The following is a 20,392-nucleotide window of genomic DNA, read 5'->3' as shown; positions in this document are numbered from 1 at the left end:
CCGCACCACCGTTTCCAGCTGGGTGAGGCTACAAACCTTGAGCGTTATTTGGGCGCTTTCGGGACACTCGCGTCTACTGTCAGATCTGACAGTGGACGCTACCGTTGGTCGGAACTTCCAGGCTGTTTTCATCAAGGGCCAACGTCACTAACCGGCATTCACGACGTGAAGAATGAACACCTCTTTCATCCAGCCACTGACGGGTTTGCCGCTGATCTCTTGCTTGGCGTTAAGCCTGATTGGTTCGTCTGGCAAGCGGGGCGTCCAGATTTCCCAGTACCCCTGGGCATTGACCACGCTGGAACCCCAGAGGGAATTGGCGTCACCTGATTTGACCAGCGTCACTGTGGCTTGCGGATAACCGCGACCGCAGACTTTGGTGACCCGAGCGACCTGGGTTTCGCCAATCGGGCTGTCCAGAATTGGCGCAGGCAAAGCCTCTGTCACCGTCACCTTGATACCTGCGCTGTACAGCGATAACTGCCCATCGATGGATTGCTGAGCCCCGAAAATATACTCGCCAGGCTCCAGGAGACGGTCGAAGCAGACCTTCCAATGGCCACTGGCGTCGACTTCGGTAGTCCCCCGCGCGCTGACATAACCCTGTTGATGCAGCGTCAATTGCGCGCCCGGCCTGCCACGGCCGCTTACCCAAAAACGCTGATCGACGGCATCGCCTTCCTTGTGACTGGTGACGATGGGCGCTTCAAAGTTGGCGGGCACTTGAACCACCTTGAAGGTTCTGACAGACGTATAGGCTGACCTGACCGCATCCCGGCCTAAACGCACAACGTAGGAAAACTCGGTGCCGGGGGTAAGCGCTGACGTGAAGCGCGCCGTCCAGCGCCCTTCGCGATCCACCGTGGCCCGAGCCAGATAAGTGGCGGTGTCATCTGGTGTTGTCACGAAAACTTCCGCCCCCGCCAGCCCGTCGCCACTCAGAACCGGCCGCAGGCCGACTTCTTCGCCCAGCCGCGGAAAAAGCACCGTCGGCGCCAGGTACCCCGCGTCCAATACTTCACAAACGAAACGCCCGCTGCGCGCCCAGTCCGACACCTGCCCGTCGGGGCGCTCGGCCCGTGCCTGCAGCCAGTTCGCGCCTTCAGGCAACGCTTTGTTCAACTGCACACGCCAGTGACCGCTTTCATCGACTGTTACAACTGGCGCCAGCACCTCTTCAGCATTGAACACCGAAGCCACAGTGATTTTGGCGCCCGGCACATCACGCCCGCAGCCCCATGGATAAATACCGGTCCAATCACCGGCGACGGGTTCGTCTACCGTCGGGCCAAAAGTGAGTACGTGGAAAGTACGGGTAGGAAGAAACCAGCCCGATTCATAGCCGTCACGCGCTTGCCGGATGGAAAAAAGGTAATCCTCGCCCAACGGTAAATCCATGTTGCTGCGAACGAACCAGGTGCCGTCATCCGCCACCGTTGCCGTGCCGAGGATCACCGACGGTTCATTATTTTTGACCACGGAAACAATGTCTTGCGCATACCCATGCCCGGCAAACATCGGGCGCAGCGTCAGACGCTCGCCTTCAGCAGGCGTCTCAAGCAGCGGGATGTTCGGTATGACAGTGAAAACGCGACCTTCTCCATCTCGGGTAAAGGTCTTGTACTGCTGGTTGATTGCCAGTGTTTGCGGTCCAACCTCGTGCACTTGAACCCTGACTTTCCAGTTCCCGTCCACGTCCACCGGGATGTCTTTGTAGCCCCATTCGGGGAAGCCGACCCGACTCAACGTGATCTTCGATAGCGCCCAACCTTTGCCGGAATATTCGGCAAAACGCTCGATATTACCCACTGGCGGCTGGATAACCGTAGGTTTGGGCAGCCTTGCGGTGAAGGACATGTGCTCGCTGTCCGCTGACTTCTGTGATTTGAATTCCTGCACTGCATAAATGGCCTGGTTTCCTTCAACGAGGAATTCTTCCTTCAACGTCAGCGACCAATCGCCCGCAACAGTCACCGCGTGCTCGCCCAACAGCTTTCCGGATATCTTGGCGTCATACACCTTGATCACCGCACCGGCGTAAGCGCCAGTGCCCTTCACCTCCGGCCGCAGGCTGACATCAGGCGCGCCACCGGCAGGCACAGTGATTGTGACGGCCGGTGTGGCGATGTTGAACGGTACCGCCGTCGTGACTGGCGAGGTCTGACCGCCGAAGGTCTGGGACAATTTGTACGTGTGATTTCCGGGTGTGAGTTCCCTGTTCTCTTCATATTTCCACTTACCCTCCGCGTCCGATGTAACAACAACAGCCGTCACATCCTCGTCAAAAAACACCGCAACAGTTGCGAAGGGCCAGCACCTGCCATTGAGGCGTGCGAAGAGACCCTCGACGTTAATGACGGTGTCATGGGGCACTTTGGGTCTGATGACAATCGACTCCAGCTCCTCGGCGGCGGACCACTGACTATTCGAGCCGCCTAAAACCTTGACGGTGTGAGTGCCCGGGGGCAACGGCGTCGTTTTTGTGGTTCTCCAGGGGCCATCCGCCGTCATCGTGTGGCTATCCCAGTCCAAGTCGTTAATGCGAACCAAAATGCCGGTATTTGCAACCCCCGGAAAAAAATAATAGTTGCCGCTAAACTCAGGAACGTCGCCGTTCATAGTCCGAAGAGTGTCTTTAGGCGTGGGCGTATCGATATGGATATTTTTTGTTATGGGGGATGAGTCAATCCAGTCATTGTCCCCCACCTTGAGGGACTGCCAGAACGTCACTTGCTGATCACCAATTTGCGGACGCATCCTCACGGCCGCCGCCCGCCAGGTACCTCCGTTTACTGTTGCTTGGGTAGGCTGAGCCGCTCCGAGTACCTGAAACTTGACAACTGCGCCGCTGTGCCCGTCACCGGAGAACACAACCATGGGTAATTGAGCTGAATCGGTATTAATGTTGGCCACAACAGCAGGTCGCACGCGCACTGTAATAGCTGGACCACGCTCCGAAAAACTCTGGTTGTTATATTTCTGTCTTGCTGAAAAGACATGGATACCCGGCACTAACGCAGGGGATAATGTTCCCTTCCATGTTGTTGGGGTATCTACGACGCCGCTGCCCAAAAGCACGTTGGTTACATCCCGATAGATATCAATATGTGTACCTGCTTTGGCACTGACCACAGTGCCGGAAATAGCCTGGGAGCCCTGATCGACAGTGCCGCTGGGCGAATTAATGATGGGAGGAGACAACACAGTAATTGCCACTGGCGTGGCCCACTCAGATTCGAAATTACTAAATTTTTGCTGAGCTGTTATTTCATAGGATCCGAAGGGTAATGGCTCGATGATATTGGCAGTATACGTGCCATCTACTCCCACGCCCCCACTGCCATAAACCGTAACGCTGTCATAAGTTTTATAGATTTTTACAATGAGACCCGAATTACCACCGCCCCCTGTAAGGACAGGCTTCTGGCCTACAACACCGTTTAGCGGTCTATTGATAAAGGGTTTCCCCAGCCCAAGAACAGACATTCTTGTAGACCAGTCAGACTGATCCAAATGCCAATTACCGTTATCTTTGTATACGTTGAATCGACATGAAAACCAGCGATCGCCATGCGGAACCGGCAAATCAACCTCCCACTTGCCTGTCACTGAGACAGGGGTAGATTTAATAAACCCACCACTTGGGCCGCCGTGGAAGTCTACGGTGTACTGAAGGTCGCCGGGCATGTGGTCAGTCCCCCAATTAAGAGGAATATATCCGGTCACTCTGAACGTACTGGAACCATCGATGTATTTTGCATAATATTGATCCTGATCAAAGACCGGGATCGGGACTGAAAAACGAATGGTATGAAGTGTTTCGCCATTACCATCCTGCTTCACACTGATCAAATTTGTATTAGCAGGAAAATACCCAATATTCCCCGCCACTACACCATTACCATTTGCGTTCAAGACGACTCTGACCGGAGATCCAGGACCTCGCATCTCAATCGTCATCCTATTACTCGGAATCCCTCGAAACTCCACATAGAGATTAAGGTTGTAGTAAGGCGAATGTCCTCTTGGATGGACAATTGACGGTCCAAAAATTTCGCTACTCATACCAATCTCCTATTTGCAATTCACCGTTAATGGCCAACTTAGCGAAAGCGATAGGATTCCCACACCTGTAAAATCTGACAGTCCCGACGAACGGTCACACTGCTTCAGTGGTGTATTTCAGGAGCCTTCAAGGCAAGCGAATCGAGGCTACAACGCCTTGCGCCTTTGCCTACAGATCCGCCAGAATCCGCCGGCTTGTGCGCTTGGCTGATGCCCCGTAACTTGATCCGTGCCGCTGCCAATCAGTGGTCGGGTTTAGTCGCTCGGTGGTTGAAATGATGTGTACAAGCATCATCCAGTCGGGATTTCCCTGTCCCCGCACTTGATGGTGGCTGTACGCAGGGCGCTTTCGGGCGCGCCGGGATTCATTTCTCCACCGGTCGACTAACCTGCGTCCAGCCGCCACCCCCATCGTTTAGTCGCGAGCCGGTGGCAGCTCCATACCGGAGAAATGACCTTGATCAAACCAACACCAAATCCCCCCGAAACCGATACCGTTTCCCCCTACGAATCCCCCGACTCAAAAAAACTCCACGAAGCCGCCGAACGCGCCCTCGACCATTACCTCAAACCCGAACCGCCCTCGCGCAATTCCGTTGATCGCGCCATGCAGATGTTCATGGTCGCGCCCGACCTCAACCCCGAAGCCATTGCCATCCAGACCTACGAAACGTTTTCGTCGGTGAGCATCCTCTTGCTCGATCTGGCGGACAGCCTGGAAGACAAGCCGCGGCATCTGGCGATGGCGATCTATCAGTTGAGCGAGATGGGGTTGTTGCTGGCGGAGAAGACGCTGGACAGTGAGCGGGCGATTGCCCTGGCCTGACCGGTCATCCTGAGGTGCTTGTACTGACGCCTTCGCAGGCAAGCCCGCTCCCACAGGATCCATGTACAACCCTGTGGGAGCGGGCTTGCTCGCGATGTTCTTGAAGGGATTGAATCAGGCAGACGCCGGCAGCGCCTGAAAACTGAAGTATTGCTTCAAGGCCAGAACCAGTTGCCCGTATTCCGGCGGCGGGCGGTGGAGGCTGAAGCCTGCGTCGTAATGGTGGGGGGTGGCGTCTTCCTGGCACCACAGGCAGCACCCGGTCAGGTCGATGACCTGATGGCAGCCTTCACCCATGGGAATTTTCAGGCGCAGTTGAAAATCCACACCGATCATCATCGGCAACTGGCTGATGAGCATCAGCCCGTCTTCGGAGACGTTGCCCAGAAACCCGATGGGTTTGTCGGTGACGCTGTTGAATACCCTGAGGAAATACGGCAGTTGATGCCGTTCGATACGGCGGTCGGTAAACATGCGCAGTTCGCCATGCAAGGCTCCATCACAGAGCCGCACCTTTGCTTCGGAACAGGCCTGTGCGGCAGGCCCGCTCTCCCCGCTTCCGGTGTGACAGTCGCCAATACGCCGTCACGTCAATCTCAAACCAGTCGCAGGTGTTGCACGGATCGTCGCAAACGCAGTGCCGGACCCGATCCATCGACTATAGCTCAGGCTGTACAACCGGCCAGATTTTGTATGACAACCGCCATCAAAAGCGCGTCGGGCGCACCACGGCGGCCGCACTGCGAGTGGGGTAATGGCCCAGGCTCTGCAAGGTTTCCAGGCGCGCGCGGGCGCGGTAGGCGTATTCGCTGTTGGGGTACGAGGCGATGATGAACTGATAGGTCTGCGCCGCATCGACAAACATTTTTTGCCGTTCCAGGCACTGGCCGCGCATCATCGACACTTCCGGCCACACATACGGGCGGGCACGGCTGGCGCGTTCGACCTTGGACAGTTCGAGCATGACCTGCTCGCAATTGCCGCGATCATAGGCGCTGTAGGCGTTGTTCAAATGATGGTTCATCGACCAACGGGTGCAGCCCGAGGCGGCGAGGACGCTGAGGGCAAGGGCGGCAATGGGCAACAATCGCATGGGGGTTCTCCTGTCTTGTGCTCTGTATCGACCCCTCGTGAGAAATCTTCAGAGCCGTTTACGCCGATTGTCGTGTTCAATAAAGAAAGTGATAAGTAGTGCAAACGAACAATGACTACACCCACGGAGCATAGTAGCCTTCGCAAGCGCTTGAACCTGAGGAGTCTTTGCATGTCCGTCCGTCGTACCAAAATCGTCGCTACCCTTGGCCCGGCCAGTAACTCGCCGGAAGTTCTCGAACAGCTGATTCTGGCTGGCCTGGACGTCGCCCGTCTGAACTTCTCCCACGGCACCCCCGACGAGCACAAGGCTCGCGCGAAGCTGGTGCGTGACCTGGCCGCCAAGCACGGTCGCTTCGTCGCCCTGCTCGGTGACCTGCAAGGCCCGAAAATCCGGATCGCCAAATTCGCCAACAAGAAGATCGAGCTGAAGATCGGTGACAAGTTCACCTTCTCCACCAGCCATCCGTTGACCGAAGGCAACCAGCAAGTGGTCGGTATCGACTACCCGGATCTGGTGAAGGACTGCGGCGTGGGCGACGAGCTGCTGCTCGACGACGGCCGCGTGGTGATGCGCGTTGAAACCGCCACCGCCACTGAACTGAATTGCGTAGTGACCATCGGCGGCCCGCTGTCCGACCACAAAGGCATCAACCGTCGCGGTGGCGGCCTGACCGCACCGGCCCTGACTGAAAAAGACAAGGCCGACATCAAGCTCGCCGCGGAAATGGAAGTCGACTACCTCGCGGTGTCCTTCCCGCGTGATGCCGCCGACATGAACTACGCCCGTCAACTGCGCGACGAAGCCGGTGGCACTGCCTGGCTGGTGGCGAAAATCGAACGCGCCGAAGCCGTGGCCGACGACGAAACCCTCGACGGTCTGATCCAGGCCTCCGACGCGGTGATGGTTGCCCGTGGTGACCTGGGTGTGGAAATCGGCGACGCCGAACTGGTGGGCATTCAGAAGAAAATCATTCTGCACGCACGCCGCCACAACAAGGCTGTGATCGTCGCGACCCAGATGATGGAGTCGATGATCCAGAACCCGATGCCGACCCGTGCCGAAGTGTCCGACGTGGCCAACGCCGTGCTCGACTACACCGACGCCGTGATGCTCTCGGCCGAATCCGCCGCTGGCCAGTACCCGCTGGAAGCCGTGCAGGCGATGGCGCGCATCTGCGTCGGCGCGGAAAAGCACCCGACCGGCAAGACGTCGAGCCACCGCATCGGCAAGGAATTCACTCGCTGCGACGAAAGCATTGCTCTGGCGACCATGTACACCGCCAACCACTTCCCGGGCGTCAAAGCGATCATCGCCCTGACCGAAAGTGGCTACACCCCGCTGATCATGTCGCGCATCCGTTCTTCGGTGCCGATCTACGCCTACTCGCCACACCGCGAGACTCAGGCGCGTGCAGCGATGTTCCGTGGCGTGTACACCATTCCGTTCGATCCGGCCTCGCTGGAACCGCACGAAGTCAGCCAGAAAGCCATCGACGAACTGGTCAAGCGCGGCGTTGTGGAAAAAGGCGACTGGGTCATCCTGACCAAGGGCGACAGCTACCACACCACCGGCGGCACCAACGGCATGAAGATCCTGCACGTGGGCGACCCGCAGGTCTGAGTGACCGGTTGCTGAAAACGAAAAGCCCCACCATGTGAATGGCGGGGCTTTTTCATTTCAGACTGATCGTTACTAGTTTGATCGTTCCCACGCTCNNCCGGGACGCTCCGCGTCCCCTGCCGAAGCGGACGCAGAGCGTCCATTGAGGCATTCCCACGCAGAGCGTGGGAACGATCGGTGCACGGAGTGCGGTCGGCGGTCGGCGGTCGGCGGTCGGCGGTCGGCGGTCGGCGGTCGGCGGATATCTCAATGCCGTTTGATGAACCCGGTCAACGCCGCCAATGCTTCCGGCGAACGCAAGCGCTGGGTGAACAGCGCGCCCTCCTCCTCGATCACCTTGCGGATCAACTCGCGATCCGGCGCCTTCATCAATTGCTTGCTGATGCGCACTGCCTCGGCCGGAAGCTCATCAAACCGCAGCGCCATCTCCCGCGCCCTGGCCACTGCAGCTTCGCCACTGCCCAGCGCTTCGGTCGCAATGCCCCATTGCGCCGCTTGCTCACCGGTAAACCCTTCACCGAGCAGCAACAACTCCGACGCTTTGGCCTGCCCCAACAAACGCGGCAGGATCAGGCTGGAGCCAAACTCCGGGCACAACCCCAGGTTGACGAACGGCATGCGCAACCGCGCATCACGGGCGACGTACACCAGATCGCAATGCAGCAACAGCGTAGTGCCAATGCCTACCGCAGCGCCGGCCACCGCAGCAATCACCGGTTTGCGCAATTCGAGCAAGTTGAGCATGAAGTGAAACACCGGGCTGTCGAGATCAGTCGGCGGTTGCTGGATGAAGTCGGCGATGTCATTGCCGGCAGTGAAGCACTCGGCGCTGCCGGTGATCAGCACGGCGTTGATTTCAGGATCGGCGTCGGCCTGTTTCAGCGCCTCGGCGAGACGGCTGTACATGGCGCGGGTCAGGGCGTTTTTCTTGTCGGGACGGTTGAGGCGCAGGGTCAGTAATCCGCGTTCGCGTTCCAGCAGGATGGCGTCGGTCATGGCGTGTCTCGGCGATAGTCGGGCTTCACGAAGATCAATGTGGTCAGAGGCTTCTTTGGTGAGTGGCTTTTGTGGCGAGGGGATTTATCCCCGTTGGGCTGCGCAGCGGCCCCAAAATCTTGTGAGCGCTGCGCACTCAAACGGGGATAAATCCCCTCGCCACAAAAGTCCCATGACCACAAAAGTCCATCACCGCAGAAAACTTTGTGCTAAAGAATTCAGCGCTCAACCACGGGGCAAGAACGCATCGGCCAGCAGTTGATTGCGCGGCAGTCCGGCCAGGTACAGGCGCCGGGCAAAGGCGTCGACGCTGGCAGTCGAGCCGCAGACTAAGGCCAGGGTTTGCCGGGAGACAAGGCGCAGTTGCGCCAAAGCGGCGGCTGACTCGGCCGACGTCCACAGTTCGACGCTGAGGTTTTCGCGCTGCGCCGCCAGTGCGCCAAGGGGTTTGGCCAAGTAGTGTTCGCTGACGTCATGGGCCAGGTGAATGACGCGGATGGCGCCTTGATGATCCTGGCGCAAGGCTTCACGCAGTACGCCGAACAACGGGCCAAGCCCGGTGCCGGCGGCCAGCAGCCACAAGGGTCGGTTGTGCCAGTCGGGGTCATAGTGCAGCGCGCCGCCGCGCAATTCGCCGAGGCGGATCGGGTCGCCGATCTGCAAGCGCCGCGCGGTATCGCTGAATTCGCCGGGCAGGCGGCAATCGATGTGGAACTCGAGAAAGCGGTCTTCTTCCGGCAGGCTCGCCAGCGAATACGGCCGCGCAACGTGGCCGGCCCACAGCACCAGATGCTGGCCGGCGCTGTAGCGCAACGGCCGCTGGGGTGTCAGGCGCAGACGCAGGACGCTGTCGCTGAGCCAGTCCAGCGCGTCGACCACCGCCGGGCGCCCGTCGGTGATCGGGTCGAAAGTGTGCACCTGCAAATCTTCGGTCACCTGACACTGGCAAGCCAGACGCCAACCTTGCTGGCGCTGCTCGGCACTCAGCGCGTCGGGCCGACTGTCAGCAGGCAAGCCCTGCACGCATTGCACCAGACACGCATGGCAACTGCCGGCGCGGCAGCTGTAAGGCACGGCAACGCCATTCTGGTTAAGTGCATCGAGCAGGTTGCTGCCAGCGCTCACCGACCATTGCCGCTCACCGACACGAAGTTCAGGCATCGACGTTCTCCCACGCCGCCGCACAGCGATTGCGCCCGTCACGCTTGGCCCGGTAAAGCGCCTGATCGGCGCGCTGCAGCGCGTCGTCGAGGTCATCGCCCAGCGCCAGCAAGGTCATGCCGGCGGACAGACTGAGGTTGCGCACATTCAAACCCACCAGTTCAACGTCAGTGAAGGCGATACGCAGACGCTCGCAGCACGCTGTCAGGCGCTCGGCATCGCAGTCGGGCAGCAACACCACAAATTCCTCGCCACCGTAACGCGCCAGCACGTCGCCGTCACGCAGGCAGGCGCCGGCCACCCCGGCGAACGCCTGCAACACTTGATCGCCAGCGGCGTGACCATGCAGGTCATTGATGCGTTTGAAATGGTCGAGATCGATCAACGCCAGACCGTGCATGACGTCGGCGTCCATCGTATTCAATTCCCGGGAAGCCAGGCGCAGGAAATGCCGGCGATTGAACAGCCCGGTCAGTTCGTCGGTGGCCACCAGGTCTTCGAGCTGTCGCATCATGCCGCGCAAGGTGTCCTGATGCGCCTGCAAGGCAAAGCGGCGTTGGCGCATACGCAGGCGCGAGGTCTGCACGAAGCGCGCGTAAAGCACTAGCCACGCCAGCACCATGGCCAGAATACACACCTGCAATGCTGCGAGCGCAGGCTCGGCGAGGCGCATGTGGTAGCCGTCCCACAGGGTGATGGCGCAGAAACTGAAAAACACCAGCAGTGCGCAGCGGATGAACGCGCGTCGACTCAGGTGGAACAGGCCGAACAGCAGGATCAGCACGTAGAACACCAGAAAGGCGCCACGGGCTTCATCCAGATGGGCGATCAGCCAGGTTTGCCAGCCGAGGCCGAGCAGCACTTGCACTTCGGTGAGGCTCGGGTCAGCGAGGCGCTGGTTGCGCCCGCTCCAGAACATCACGAACAGGGCTGCCTGCGTGATCACCACCAGCGCACTGCCGACGGCCACAGAACCGAGCGACTGGTCGTAGTGACCGGTGAAAAACGCCAGCCACAGCAGCAGCAAAGCCAATCCATAGGTGGCTGCAGCGAGGGCAAAGCGTTTAAGCAAAAGACGTTGAATGGCGTTATGGGTCAATCGTTGACTCACCGTGCGATTGGAGGCTGACCGAGTGTCCTACTCTACAGACCGGCTGCCACTTTAGTGGCGTAGTCGATAAATGACTACTGATTTTCAGGCTCGAAAATTGACGTCAAATGCATGGCCCGTCTGACCCGAATCGCTGCCGCTATGAGGCTCCCTGTGGCGAGGGGATTCATCCCCGTTGGGCTGCGAAGCGGCCCCCCTGTAATCCTGCGGGCAAACCGGGTGCACAGTATTTACGACTGCTGCGCAGCCGAACGGGGATAAATCCCCTCGCCACAATGGTTATCCGACCAAAAGCCAATGTGTGCCCACCACCGAGGCGCGGTATACTGCCGCGCCTTTTTAGCGTCGCGCCAGCAGCCCCGGCGTGCCTTGAAAGGTGCTTGCGACCGACCGATGCAACCAAGCCGCAGGCACCTTATTGAATGTTCCCGTCTTTTAGAGGAGCGCGACTCATGACCGTGATCAAGCAAGACGACCTGATTCAGAGCGTTGCCGACGCCCTGCAGTTCATTTCCTACTACCACCCCGTGGATTTCATCCAGGCGATGCACGAAGCCTACCTGCGCGAAGAATCGCCAGCGGCCCGTGACTCGATGGCGCAGATCCTGATCAACTCGCGCATGTGCGCAACCGGCCATAGGCCGATCTGCCAGGACACCGGCATCGTGACCGTGTTCGTGCGTGTGGGCATGGACGTGCGTTGGGATGGCGCGACCATGAGCCTGGACGACATGATCAACGAAGGCGTGCGCCGCGCCTACAACCTGCCGGAAAACGTCCTGCGTGCTTCGATCCTCGCCGACCCGGCGGGCGCTCGCAAGAACACCAAGGACAACACCCCGGCGGTCATCCACTACTCCATCGTTCCGGGTAACACCGTGGAAGTGGACGTAGCGGCCAAGGGCGGCGGTTCCGAGAACAAGTCGAAAATGGCCATGCTCAACCCGTCCGACTCGATCGTTGACTGGGTGCTCAAGACCGTTCCGACCATGGGCGCCGGCTGGTGCCCGCCGGGCATGCTCGGCATCGGCATCGGTGGTACCGCCGAGAAAGCCGCCGTCATGGCGAAAGAAGTGTTGATGGAATCCATCGACATTCACGAGCTGAAGGCCCGTGGCCCGCAGAACCGCATCGAAGAAATGCGTCTGGAGCTGTTCGAGAAGGTCAACCAGCTGGGCATCGGCGCCCAGGGCCTCGGTGGCCTGACCACCGTGCTCGACGTGAAGATCATGGACTACCCGACTCACGCCGCCTCCTTGCCGGTGTGCATGATCCCGAACTGCGCCGCCACCCGTCATGCGCACTTCGTGCTCGACGGTTCCGGCCCGGCCTCGCTCGAAGCGCCACCGCTGGACGCCTACCCGGAAATCGTCTGGGAAGCCGGCCCGTCGGCCCGTCGCGTCAACCTCGACACCCTGACCCCGGAAGACGTGCAGAGCTGGAAGCCGGGCGAAACCGTCCTGCTCAACGGCAAGATGCTCACCGGTCGCGACGCGGCGCACAAGCGCATGGTCGAGATGTTGAACAAGGGTGAAACCCTGCCGGTAGACCTCAAAGGTCGCTTCATCTACTACGTCGGCCCGGTTGATCCTGTCGGTGACGAAGTGGTTGGCCCGGCTGGCCCGACCACCGCGACGCGGATGGACAAGTTCACCCGGCAGATCCTCGAGCAGACCGGCCTGTTGGGCATGATCGGCAAATCCGAACGCGGCCCGACTGCGATCGAAGCGATCAAGGACAACAAAGCCGTGTACCTGATGGCCGTTGGCGGCGCCGCTTACCTGGTGGCCCAGGCGATCAAGAAGTCGAAAGTGCTGGCCTTTGCCGAACTGGGCATGGAAGCGATCTACGAGTTCGAGGTCAAGGACATGCCGGTCACCGTTGCGGTGGACAGCAAAGGTGAATCGGTACACATCACCGGCCCGGCGATCTGGCAACAGAAGATCAGCGAAAGCCTGGCGGTAGAAGTGCAGTAAGCGCTTCTGTGCAACTGAAACGGCCGGACATCCTCAATGGATGATCCGGCCTTTTTTTTGTGCACTCAACGCGATAAGTAAACCCGTGAGGCACACAAAATGATCTAGCGCACCTGTCAGATCTGACAGGTGCGTAGCCCCAATGCCCTCTGCTAGCGTGCAACCTCAATGTTCACCGGTAGCGTTGCCATGGCCCTTGATGCAGATGCGCTCGTCACTCCGCCCTCGATTGCCAAAACGGCGTCCATTGCCACCCACGGACGCAGTTGGGGGGAAATCGGCGCGACCGGTCAGCGGTCTTACTCGCTGGCTGTGCCCTTCATTGCGGTACGCAGCCTCACTCCCCAATTGCAGGTTTCCTATGATGCCGGCATGGGCAATGCCAAGTGCGGTCTCGGCTGGGGTTTCACAGTGCCCTCCGTCTCGCGCAAAACCAGCAAGGGTACGCCGCGATTTGACGCTTTCGATGTCATGCAGGCAGACGGCACCGATCTGCGGCCCGAGCGGACGCCTCGCGGCGAGATCAAATCAACCCGACGCACCTATGGCGAAGGCAAGCAGGCCAGACAATTCTCGGTGGTGCGCTACCTCCCTCGTCTGGAAAACAGCTTCGACCGCTATGAGTTGTGGACGGGTGAAGACGGCAGTTCCTACTGGATAGTCCGACGCGTCGACGGCTCTCAGTCTTGTTACGGCAACACTCCCGCCTCATGCATTCACGACCCCGACGCCCCGGCCCACATTGCCGTGTGGTTACTGGTGGAAGTCATGAATGCCGTGGGTGAGCACATCCTCTACGAATACAAGCCTGACGAGACAGACCCTGATCCACGATTCGACTATTCGGCCCAACGCTATCTGCGGCAGATCTGTTATGGCAACAAGACCGCCTCTGACGAGCTGTTGTGCCTCAAACATACACAACCCGAAACACTGGACTGGCTGTTCCGCCTGATTGTTGATTATGGCGAACGTCCCACCGGGCTGGAGGACATTCCGCCGTATGTCGCACCGGATGAAACAAAATGGCCGCTGCGCAGCGACCCGTCTCGCATGCATGGCTATGGCTTCGAGCTGGGCACCCGGCGCCTGTGCCGGCAGTTTTTGTTGTTTAACCACACCGGCGCCACCCCGGTGCTGGTCAATCGTCTGTTGCTCGAACATGAAACCACAGCGCTGCGTTACAACCACCTGAAAGCCGCGCATTACATGAGTTACGACGCTGCGGGCCGCGTCAAACACCTGCCTCCGCTTGAATACTTCTATGAGGCGTTCAAACTCGATACTGTCCCCCAGGCCTTCCTGGAACTCGAGCACATGCCTGGCCTGAATGACGGCCAGCCTTATCATTGCGTCGATCTTTACGGCGAAGCGCTGCCCGGATTTCTCTGCCAGTACGACAAAGCCTGGTATTACCGCGAACCCTTGCGCGGCACTCGCGACACGGACGAAATCGTTTATGGCCCCTGGACTTTGCTGCCACTGATGCCGAACGCCGACACCCGCAAACCGGTGGTGCAGATCCTCACTGACCTGACGGGTGACGGACGTCTGGACTGGATCGTCGCGCAACCAGGCGGCAGCGGGTACTACACGCTTGACCCGGACGGCACGTGGTCGCCGTTCAAGTCGTTCGACCAGTTCCCCGTGGAGTTTTTCCACCAGTTGGCACGGCTGGGCGACTTGAGCGGCGATGGTCTGGACTCCGTCGCCCTGGTCGGCCCGAACTGCGTGCGGGTGTATGCCAACCTGCGGGAAAAGGGTTTTGCACCTGGCAAAGACGTACCGCATAGCCCGGATCGCTTGCCACTGTTCAGCGATGCTCGCAGCGAGATTGTCATGTTCGCCAACCTGCATGCCAGTGACCGCTCGGGACTGTGCAGAGTCCGCCACGACAGGATCGAAGCCTGGGCCAATCTGGGTCATGGCAAATTCGGTAAAGGTGTCGTCATCAGCGCTCTGCCCTTCGACTATCAGCGCTTTAATGCTGATCAGATTCGCTTTGCCGATCTGGACGGTTCCGGTGCGCCTGCGTTGATCTGCCTCTGTTCCGATCACTTCGAGATCTACTGGAACCACGGTGGGAACAGCTTTGAGCAAGATCCGGTCATCGTCGAGTGGCCCCAAAACATTCGTTACGACAACCTCTGCCAGGTGACCTTCGCCGACCTGCGAGGCACTGGCTGCGCCAGCCTGCTGTTGACCGTGCCACACAAGAAACCGGCGCACTGGGTATATCACTTCTTCAGTGAACGGCCTTATTTGCTCACCGGCTGTAACAACAACATGGGGTACAGCGCGACGCTGAAATATCGCAGCAGCGCACAATGCTGGCTGGATGAAAAACGCCGGTTGCTGATGGACCAGAAACAGCCGGTCTGCCGGTTGCTGATGGACCAGAAACAGCCGGTCTGCCGGTTGCCGTTTGCGCAGATGGTGCTCCACTGGTTGCGCCAGGATGATGAAATCACTGGCAATTACCTGATGCAGTTCAATCAGTATTTCGAGGCGTATTTCGACGGAAACGAACGCGAATTTCGGGGCTTCGGCCGCATTTGTCAGATCGACAGCGAACAGGAACCGGGCAAGGCCGAAAGTGGCCATACGGCGCCCATGCAAGTGACCCGCTGGTTTCATACCGGTGAAACCGTCGATCCCGTCTTGAACGGTATCTGCGAACTCGACAATACAATCACGCCACTTGGGCCCACCCTTGTTACAGCATTCGATGCAACACCGCGCAAAGAGCGAGTTTGTCAGCAGCGCAATGCCAGCGACGCCGAGATTGCCTATGCCTTGGCGGGTCGCCCCTTGCGCACAGAAGTGTCTCAAGCGGACGACTCCGCCCCGGCGCGCCTGTTCTCCCTGAGCGAATTTCGCTATCTGGTTCGGGTAGTCAACGAGAACCCGTTCAGCCTGCTGGTGCTCGATCTGGAAAACCGCAGCCATCAATACGAACGCTTCATGGATGACCCGAACTGTCAGCATGCGGTCAATCTGGCCTGGGACGAGTTCGGTCATCTGATTCACGGTTTCACGGTCGCCTGTGCACGTCGCCTTAGCGGGGACGATGAACCGCCCTTCGACCAAGACGATCAGGTACAAGCCTGGAAGGACAGCCACGATGAACAACAGCAGTGTTTTTACCTGACGGAAACCCTTGTCGAATACCGTCACCTGACAACGGACGGCCATTGGTTGCTCGGCTTGCCCTTGCGCCAGCGCGGCAATGCAATGAAATTGCCCAAGGGCACACTGCCGAGTGGGCTGGACGCGGGGGAGATCAGTTTCGAAAACTTCGAACGGCATCAAGACAGTCCCGAATGGACATCGGCACGCGAACTGATCTCGCTCTCGCAACAGACTTATCTCGAGACCGAAGGCAAAATCCTTTACCCACCGTTGGCGGGGCCTGCGGAGCAGGCCGTATTCGATGAAACAGCGTTGGCAGCCTACGCCAACATTCCACCGCCATTTGCCATTCGGGATGAGCTGGTAAAGATCGGCTACGAACCCATGAATCTGTTCCTGCCGCCAGATCCGATTGAAGATCAACGGAAAAACCTGTGGTCAGCCAAAAGCGGCATTTTCACCTACGCCGAGGCCAATGGTTTCTACCACGTCACCGATGTCCAGCAGACCGCCAGCCATGGCGTGACGCACATCACCTGGGACGCAGACCACCTGTTGATCATTGCCATCACGCTGCCGGATGGCTGCATGACGACGAATGCCTATGACCCGCACACGCTGCAGCCACTGACCATCACGGACGCCAACGAGAACATTCAGGAAGTGCGCTACGAACCGGGCGGTCAACCCATGGTGCACAGTTTTCATGGTACCGAAGAAGGCAAGGCAGCCGGCTTCGAACCCTTGGCCCGGTATCCCGAGCAGACGGATCTGAGCGTCGCGTACGCCCTCGCCCACCCAAAAGAAGTGCTGGCATCCGCCGCCAGTGTGGTACGCACCGAACTGTGGAGCTGGATGCCATGGGTGCCGCCAGACACGCTGCCGCCCGAAGGAAAGGAATGGGTTACCAAGGGGCTGATCCTGCCCGATGGCCGCATCCGCGCCTCGGCCCTGCGCTGGCTGGAACAGCGCGAAAAACCCACGATCAGCGAACAGAACCTGCTCAAGATCATCCGCACGGCCAAGCGACAACCGGTACACAGTCTCAGTCTGGTTGCCGATCGTTTTCACACTGACCCGCTGCAATTGATTCAGATGACGATCGCGTACGTCGACGGCTTCGGCCGCGCGTTGCAAAGCAAACAGCTTGTCCCGCCTGGCGATGCGTTGAAATCCACGGACGATGACGACCTCGAGATCGGTGAAGATGGCAAGCCGGTCGAAATGCCGGCGGCTCAACGCTGGCGTGTTCAAGGTCGTGTCGAATACAACCACAAAGGCGAAACCATCCGGGTCTACCGCCCGTATTTCCTCGATACCCATCGCTGCATCAACGATAGCGCAATGCGCGTACACGGCTTCTACGACCGGATGTTCTACGACCCCTTGGGGCGGCCGATCCAGACGATCAATGCCCTGGGGCATCTGGCGTTCGACATCCTGCACCCGTGGTTCAAGCTCAGCTACGACTTCAACGACACCGACGATACGCCTGCGACGGAACCTGCCGGGAAGCCACTGAAGCTTGCCGTCAGTAAGGAACAGAGCAGGCCATGAAAAGGGTCAAATCATGAACGCCAAGGCGCATTGGCGAACACCCACCCTGGCGGTCGTTGATCCGCGTTCGCTCGGGATCCGACAAGTCCAATACCTGCGCGAGGTTGCAAACGGGCCGATACAGGCGCGCGTGGCTCGCCAACAGCACGATGTTGCCGGACGGCCCGTGGCGCAATTCGACCCGCGTCTGCCTGCGCCTAATACGCAGATGGTGTTTGCGCTGAACGGCCAGGCGCTACAAACCATCAGCGTCGACTCCGGCGTGAACGTCACACTGCCAGGGCCAACCGGGGAATCCAGGCTGTCGTGGGACGCAAACGGCAATCACCGCCTCATGGCCTACGACAATCAGATGCGCCCGACAACCGTTACGGAGAACGGCACACCCGACATCGAGACGTTCACTTACGCCAGCCACTCGGCCGATCCCGATCACAACCTGCGCGGGCAGTTGATCGCCCTGCACGATCCGTCCGGTAGCGTCGACTTTCACAGTTTCGGGCTCATGGGCAACGGGCTGCGCGAAACCCGCACCTTTCACGATCGCAAAGCGTTTGTCAGCCGCCGCACTTTCAGTCCGTTGAATGCGATCCTGGAGACGACCGACGCCGGCAGCCACAAGCAACAAGCGACCTATGACGTTGCCGGGCAGCTCATCCACACGCAACTCAAGGTCAACGGCCAGCTCAGTTGGCAAACCGTTTTAAACGATGCTCAGTACAACGCCGCCGGTCAGATCATCGAGCAACAGGCCGGCAACGGTGTGATCAGCCAATGGCTCTACCGGGCCGCAGACGGGCGCCTGCATCGCCACTGCGCGCAGAAGCCGTCGAGGGAAACGCTTCAGGATTTCGAGTATGACTACGACCGGATGGGCAACATCACCCGCATTCTCGATCACGCCTACGTGCCGACGTTTTTTCGCAACCAGCGGGTCGATGGCCATCGTGACTTTCGCTACGACTCGCTGTCCCGGCTGATTCGCGCCACCGGTTACAGCGATGCGCCACCAAAGGACAACCCCGGCCGGCCACAACCGACCGATCCCAAAGACCGACGCAATTACATCGAAACCTACGAGTACGATTCGGGTGACAATCTCGTCAAAACCATCCACGAACGCGACGGCGCCTGTCACACCGACGAGATGTGCATCGACCCCGCCAGTAACCGCGGCGTGCGCTGGAAGTCCGGAACCCCGATACCGGACTTCACCCGACTGTTCGACCCGGCCGGCAATCTGCTGGCCCTGCAGTCCGGTGTTCCCATGAGCTGGAACACCCGCAGTGAAATGGAAAACGTCATCCTGCTCGACCGCAACGGCAGCAGCGCCAACGACGCAGAGTTTTACCGCTACAGCCAGAGTGAACGGGTCTACAAACGCCACGAGACCCACACCACAAAAGTCAGCCACTTCCATGAAGTACGCTATTTGCCGGGACTGGAGATCCGTACCAAAGACAATGGCGAAGAACTGCACGTCATCACACTCGACGTCGGCCCCGGCGGCGCACGCTGTCTGCATTGGGCGCAAGATCCGCAGAACATCGGCGCCGATCAGCTGCGATTCACCCTGGCCGATCACTTGGGTTCGGCGATCAAGGAGCTGGATGCACAGGCGCAATTGATCAGCGCGGAAGGCTATCTGCCGTTCGGCGCCACCGCGTGGATGGTGGCGCCACCGTGGATTGAAGTGGATTACCGGTTCATCCGTTATTCGGGCAAGGAAATGGATGTCAGCGGTTTGTACTACTACGGCGCCCGCTATTACGCAGCGTGGTTGCAACGCTGGATCAGCGCCGACCGGGCGGGACCGGTGGACGGGCCGAACCTTTACGCCTACGTGTCCAATAATCCGCTTCGCTATGTCGACCCTTCGGGAGGCGCAAAGGCGGAGAGCGTCATCGTTCTTTACTCGGGCTTTATCTCGACACTCGAAGGCATTGCCGAGCAGACGATGGGGCAGATAGATAACGTCATTCACCAAAAGAACATCAAGAGAAAACTGGCGGCGAACCTGGTGAGTGAAGTGGTCGGAACCGTCGCCGGGTATGAATCCGGGAACCACGTCGCGAAACCAGTCGGTAATATTATTCCGGATGTGCCGCACTTTGCCTCCGGCGCAATACAGCAACGATTACCCTTCATCGATGCGGTGACGGCTGGCAACGCCGGCGGTGACATCGCGGGTATGCTTACTGATGTGGTCACGAGCAAGTTCACGGGCGCACTCATACCTCGAACATCCACCATTAATCTGGCAGCGATCGACGAGGCAATGGGGATCCCTGCTGCCGCCAATGGCGCCAGTCTCAACTGGCAGACTATCAAAGACGACCTGATCCACCCGGTACTCAACTCGGTGCTCAACCCTGAGTTCGTGATGAAGCGTCTGATAGGCGCGTGGATCTCGATCACCGGCGGCGCAATCAATATGTTCGGCTACGCCGTGGAAGCCGAAGACATCAAGAACCGCCTGGATCCGGTGAAGATAGGCAAGATCAAGACAACGCTCAGTGATTGGAAGGACGCGACCCTGCAGCGCGCGGCCTGGGCCGAATCAGCCTTTGATGCCTTGGGCACCGACACCATCGCTCCAACTGATTACATGCCCAATGTGAACTACATGACGTCCCCTGAAGCGCTCGTACCGATCACCCGCTCAGGGCTGCGACAGACGACCGGAAGAACGCTGGACTATATCGACCGAATGGAAAAAGGCCTGGCCTGGTACGAGGCGATGGGCACCACGGACAATCAGCACTTGCACCGGCAAGCGGCCAAAGAACACTCCCGGCTTTACAACTGGTGGACCAAGGGTGGCTAGCTCAATCCACCGGAATACACCCTCG

The 20,392-nt window shown here is 59.1% G+C and carries 11 protein-coding genes; 5 read left to right on the top strand and 6 right to left on the bottom strand.

Features of this window, described 5'->3' with window-relative positions:
- Window positions 1–147 precede the first annotated feature (147 nt).
- A complete protein-coding gene (locus tag F2P67_RS26350) occupies window positions 148–4,065 on the bottom strand; it encodes a hypothetical protein (RefSeq protein ID WP_166225842.1) in 3,918 nt (1,305 codons plus the stop codon).
- Window positions 4,066–4,522: 457 nt separating this feature from the next.
- Between F2P67_RS26350 and F2P67_RS26345 the strand changes: the two genes are divergently transcribed.
- A complete protein-coding gene (locus F2P67_RS26345) occupies window positions 4,523–4,891 on the top strand; it encodes a DUF6124 family protein (protein ID WP_166225839.1) in 369 nt (122 codons plus the stop codon).
- A gap of 114 nt (window positions 4,892–5,005) precedes the next feature.
- Here the strand turns inward: F2P67_RS26345 and F2P67_RS26340 are convergent, their stop codons facing one another.
- Both F2P67_RS26340 and F2P67_RS26335 read right to left on the bottom strand, forming a co-directional pair.
- Window positions 5,006–5,365, bottom strand: a complete 360-nt coding sequence (locus F2P67_RS26340) for a PilZ domain-containing protein (protein WP_166225836.1) — start codon at window positions 5,363–5,365, stop codon at window positions 5,006–5,008.
- A 232-nt stretch (window positions 5,366–5,597) separates the two neighbouring features.
- Window positions 5,598–5,984, bottom strand: coding sequence for a tetratricopeptide repeat protein (locus F2P67_RS26335; RefSeq protein WP_166225833.1), 387 nt, complete (start codon window positions 5,982–5,984; stop codon window positions 5,598–5,600).
- Between the two features lie 171 nt (window positions 5,985–6,155).
- Here F2P67_RS26335 and pyk point away from each other — a divergent pair, with 171 nt between their 5' ends.
- Window positions 6,156–7,607: a pyruvate kinase gene (gene pyk / locus F2P67_RS26330; RefSeq protein WP_166225830.1), complete on the top strand. Its 1,452-nt coding sequence runs from the start codon at window positions 6,156–6,158 to the stop codon at window positions 7,605–7,607.
- Between the two features lie 246 nt (window positions 7,608–7,853).
- Here pyk and F2P67_RS26325 read toward each other — a convergent pair whose 3' ends face one another.
- The 3 genes from F2P67_RS26325 to F2P67_RS26315 all read right to left on the bottom strand — a co-directional run bounded on the left by F2P67_RS26325 (window position 7,854) and on the right by F2P67_RS26315 (window position 10,863).
- The gene (locus F2P67_RS26325) at window positions 7,854–8,603 is read right to left on the bottom strand and encodes an enoyl-CoA hydratase-related protein (protein WP_166225827.1); all 750 of its coding nucleotides are present in this window, start codon (window positions 8,601–8,603) and stop codon (window positions 7,854–7,856) included.
- Between the two features lie 225 nt (window positions 8,604–8,828).
- Window positions 8,829–9,764 (bottom strand): iron-sulfur-binding ferredoxin reductase, encoded by a 936-nt coding sequence (locus F2P67_RS26320; protein ID WP_166225824.1) that lies wholly within the window; start codon window positions 9,762–9,764, stop codon window positions 8,829–8,831.
- Window positions 9,757–10,863: a GGDEF domain-containing protein gene (locus tag F2P67_RS26315; RefSeq protein WP_166225821.1), complete on the bottom strand. Its 1,107-nt coding sequence runs from the start codon at window positions 10,861–10,863 to the stop codon at window positions 9,757–9,759. Before F2P67_RS26315 ends, F2P67_RS26320 begins: the two co-directional genes overlap by 8 nt.
- A 464-nt stretch (window positions 10,864–11,327) precedes the next feature.
- On the opposite strand from F2P67_RS26315, the gene F2P67_RS26310 reads away from it, so the two are divergent.
- The 3 genes from F2P67_RS26310 (at window position 11,328) to F2P67_RS26300 (ending at window position 20,367) form a co-directional block, all read left to right on the top strand.
- Entirely contained in the window at window positions 11,328–12,851 is a 1,524-nt protein-coding gene (locus F2P67_RS26310) for a fumarate hydratase (RefSeq protein ID WP_003205127.1), read from the top strand.
- 189 nt (window positions 12,852–13,040) lie between these two features.
- The gene (locus F2P67_RS26305; protein WP_166225818.1) at window positions 13,041–17,540 is read left to right on the top strand and encodes a SpvB/TcaC N-terminal domain-containing protein; all 4,500 of its coding nucleotides are present in this window, start codon (window positions 13,041–13,043) and stop codon (window positions 17,538–17,540) included.
- 13 nt (window positions 17,541–17,553) lie between these two features.
- The gene (locus F2P67_RS26300; RefSeq protein ID WP_166225815.1) at window positions 17,554–20,367 is read left to right on the top strand and encodes an RHS repeat domain-containing protein; all 2,814 of its coding nucleotides are present in this window, start codon (window positions 17,554–17,556) and stop codon (window positions 20,365–20,367) included.
- Window positions 20,368–20,392 lie beyond the last annotated feature (25 nt).

The sequence above is a fragment of the Pseudomonas atagonensis genome (genome assembly GCF_011369485.1).
Lineage (GTDB): Bacteria > Pseudomonadota > Gammaproteobacteria > Pseudomonadales > Pseudomonadaceae > Aquipseudomonas > Aquipseudomonas atagonensis.
The sequence above is the reverse complement of the archived record's forward strand: the minus strand, read 5'-3'. Positions and strand labels throughout refer to the sequence as shown.